The organism is Paenisporosarcina sp. OV554 (assembly GCF_003058165.1).
GTDB lineage: Bacteria > Bacillota > Bacilli > Bacillales_A > Planococcaceae > Paenisporosarcina.
Map to the genome: position 1 here is coordinate 1 of NZ_QBUC01000055.1, position 3,919 is coordinate 3,919.

General features: G+C 30.6%; 4 protein-coding genes and 1 pseudogene. All 5 read left to right on the forward strand.

The annotated features are described in order from the left end of the window. The first annotated feature begins 247 nt into the window (after positions 1-247). The 5 genes and pseudogenes from C8K15_RS19710 (at position 248) to C8K15_RS19730 (ending at position 3,372) form a co-directional block, all read left to right on the forward strand. Complete coding sequence (locus C8K15_RS19710; RefSeq protein ID WP_108588089.1) at positions 248-682, forward strand: SMI1/KNR4 family protein; 435 nt, start codon at positions 248-250, stop codon at positions 680-682. Between the two features lie 160 nt (positions 683-842). After that, the gene (locus C8K15_RS19715) at positions 843-1,163 is read left to right on the forward strand and encodes a hypothetical protein (protein ID WP_108588090.1); all 321 of its coding nucleotides are present in this window, start codon (positions 843-845) and stop codon (positions 1,161-1,163) included. 495 nt (positions 1,164-1,658) lie between these two features. Beyond that, a complete protein-coding gene (locus C8K15_RS19720; protein WP_108588091.1) occupies positions 1,659-1,883 on the forward strand; it encodes a DUF3953 domain-containing protein in 225 nt (74 codons plus the stop codon). A gap of 235 nt (positions 1,884-2,118) precedes the next feature. Further along, positions 2,119-2,744, forward strand: a pseudogene (locus tag C8K15_RS19725) (Type 1 glutamine amidotransferase-like domain-containing protein). A gap of 85 nt (positions 2,745-2,829) precedes the next feature. Further along, positions 2,830-3,372, forward strand: coding sequence for a hypothetical protein (locus tag C8K15_RS19730; protein ID WP_108588092.1), 543 nt, complete (start codon positions 2,830-2,832; stop codon positions 3,370-3,372). Positions 3,373-3,919: the final 547 nt, after the last annotated feature.

Genomic DNA, 3,919 nt, shown 5'->3' on the forward strand with positions numbered 1-3,919 from the left:
ATAGTGGAGAAAAAAGCTAATGATTTCCATTAGTTTTAGCGAAGCGTACGCTCTATTTGGTAATAAAAACAAGAAATTCAAGACTCTGTTTATAAATTATATAAAAAATATTTTTTCTACATTACGAAGTGGTGCAAACCGTTGATACATCAATATTTATAGAGGGAGGTTAGTTGAAAAAGGATAACATATGATCAGTGATGAATTATTGAATGATAGAAAAATTTATAGGGGCTGGAATTAAAATATGTGGAAGAATTACATTGAGACAATTTCAAAAGAACATCACTTCAAAGCACCAGCAACCAATCCTGAAATAACTCTAATTAAAGAAAAATTAAATATTGAATTACCAAAAAAGTTATTAGACCTATTCAATGAAACAAATGGAGTATTTGATAATTTTGATTGTCCTTTGATTTGGTCAACCGAACAAATCATAAAAGACAACTTGTTTTATAGAAATTTTGAAGATTATAAAGATATTTATATGCCATTTGATAATTTACTGTTTTTTTCCGATGCGGGAAATGGGGATTTATTCGGTTTCGCCATAATAAATGGGAGTATTCAAAAGGATGACATATATGTATGGAATCATGAGGATGATAGCCGAACTTGGATTGCTTCTTCTTTAGAAGATTTTATAAAAGGTTGGATTACTTCCGAAATTTCTATTTAAAAATATACTTTCATTATTAAATTAACGGGTGCTTTACCTCAACAAGGAGTAAAGCATTTTTTCTTATTGAACTAAGGGGGGCAGTTTAGTTGAAGAAGAGAAGGCATTATACGTTGTAATAGAGAAACATATATGTAGTACGTAGAAAGGTGGCAAAAATATGAGGATAAGGAAAATTATTTTCATTTTTTGTATTGTCTTAGTATTCTTTATTATTTCGCTTCCAATTTTAGCACCAATATTGCACAATGATAATTCTCCAAGAAGTGCAATAAGAAACTATATACAAAATGCTGGGCATCCTTATCAAAGCTTTTTCGCGGTAATTAAAGACAAAAATATTAAGGATAAACAATACGGGACGCTATATGATGTCATATGGAATGATTGGGATAATGTAACTAGAAGCACTGGTCACTTATGCTATGCGAAAAAGATTGAAGAAGGCACATATAAAATATCTTGTGGTACTGGACCTTAATATTAATTTCTTGTACAAATAACGTTTGCTTTAGTTGAAGTTCATCATGGATATATAGGTAAACAAAAGAGCCCAATTCATGCGAATTTAGGCTCTTTTTGTATGTTTAATTTAGATTTTGTACCAGATTACTGAACGGGTTAACTTATTTGTGGAAGGGCTTTTACTTTGTCAGTTTCTTCTATATAAAGACAAGGAAAATCAGAGTACAAAAAAACATCAATTTTATAATAAGGGTAATACCTACACATTATTGAAATGATGGTGGTTTGTTCACTTGCGTCAAGTAGATTATTTATCTTGATACCACGATTGTGCAAATTAGCATTGTTTTTTGCATTGCTTTTTCGTTAATCTCACAAAATTTTCTTTCTAATAATAAAAGGAAACGCATCAATAATATGGTAATATAATGAAAAGATGTAGTGTCTAAGTGAGGCTTTTGATATTCAACTAACGGGGCAGTTTAGTTCAATAATTCGAGGGGGAATTGAGTTGAAAATTATTAAAATAATTCTTGCTTTAGTTGTAATAGCACTTTCAGCATACGGCTTAATTACAAAAGATTTTTTGTATGGTCCAATATCATCTTTATTGCTTGGAATTTTTATTGCAATTATAGGAATAGAGGAATTTAAAAATAAAGGTAAAAATAGTTGGGGTATGTTTTTTATACCAGTATCTTTATTAGTTATTGCGGTGGCTTTATTTAGTTTCTAATTAGATTTAGGGAGAAATTTTCAATTAATTCAGAGTTAAGTGGTAAATAAATAACCAATTCTATTAAAGTCTGTGAAGTATCTTACTTAAACTAACGGGTGCTTTAGTTAAAGATCTTCGGGCTGGTTAGACGGCCATTTTTCTTATTGAACTAAAGAGGCAGTTTAGTGGAAGAAGAATCTTTATAGCAGGTGATTTTTATTGTTTGCTTAAATAAAAGAATAAATAAAATTAAATGAGGTTGGGATATGTGTCAAAGATTTTATTAACATCAAATGGGTTTTTTACTGATGTAATTAAACAACACTTTTTGCAACTCATTAAAGGTCATTTAGCGAGTAAAAAGGCAACTATCATTACTACTGCTTCTCAACAAAAACAGACCAATAAGTTTGCAATTAAGGCGAAAGAAGATTTGCTGAGGATGGGATTCAATCAGGTTGATTTTACTGATGTAGAGTTCGATAAACCTGATTCACTTGAAAATTATGATGTTATCTACATTAACGGAGGAAATCCTTTTTATTTGTTATATCACTTGAAGAAAAGTGGAGCTGACTCGATATTAAAGAAATTAGCTAAACAAGATATTGTATTTGTAGGAGTAGTGCTGGAGCAATTATTTTTGGACAAAACATAGAAGTTGTAAATTTTTTCACACCACAGATGAACAATGTAGATATTCAAGATTTAACATCGATAGGAATAACAAATAAAACAATTTTTCCTCACTACGATAGGGAAGATTTATTTCCAGACCAATTAGGTAGGTCAATTGAAGATAGGTTAAAAGTTTTCGAAAGTATGAATAAATGTTCTGTTACGAGGCTCAAGGATGACGAATTTATTCTTATAAAGTAAAGATTCTTCTGGAACTAACGGGGCAGGTTAGTTGAAAATGCAATTACATAAAAATAAAGAGTAAATTATCTGAAGGAGTTTTATGATGTTTAAAATAAGTACATTTCTAGTTGAATATTGCAATGGTGATGAGCGTCAAACATCCTTAGATGATTCTCTAAAATTAAGAGAAATTTTTGAACATCGAAAATTTACTCCGGAGTATATTCAAATGCATATAATGATTCAGTATAATGATCAAATTGTTGTAGGAAATATTCCTAGTGGGTTAGATTTATGGGAACAAACTTATATACATGCTGTTGAAGGCTATTTAGACAAACGTAAGGTTGAGATAATGTATGGTATCGATCCATATATTTTGAAATTAATATCAATAAACAGCAATTTATTGGAATTTTCTATTGAGGGAGAATGGGAACCTGTTGAGGTGTTTGCACAAGCTATATTACCTGAAAGAGAATTCTTAGATGCTATTTTAGATGGAGCAGAACATTTTTGGAAAGTCTTGCTGGAATTTAAAGTATTTGAGGAAAAAAAATTGAGAGAGTCAACACCAAGTGATTATCCAGTACAGATGATTAAAGAAATAAAAGAATTAAGAGAACGAGTAAAATTGTTGAACTAACGGATGCTTTAGTTGAAGATCACGGGGCTGCTTAGGCAGCTTTTTTTTCTTATAGAACTAACGGGGCAGTTTAGTTGAACAATGGTATTTAGTAAGGAGGTAATAAATGAATATTAAATTTAAATACCGAATTGGTTTAATAATACTTATGATAATTTTTACTTCTTTTCAGGTAATGAGAATTATTGATCTTTACAACAAGGGGTTTCTATCAGCTCTAGTTCTCCCTAGTTTACAGTTAATAATTGGTCTTATTATGTTGATTACTTTATTTCTACCACCCAATAAAGAAATTAAGTAAATTGTTACATGGTTGTCTCTAGCTGCCATTGTCCTTCTTCAACTAACGGGGCAGGTTAGTTGAATAACAAACTATATTCATTTACATAATTTTGTTATTAATGGAGGGATAGTTGTTTAACTGCAACTTTTCGAAAGTTACTTGCTGAATTTGAGTACAGCCATGAAAAAGTGACACCTCTGCCAAATTTTTGAGCCACTTAAGACAAAAAAATGAGCCACCTCTGCCATGAGGAGAGGCACCTTT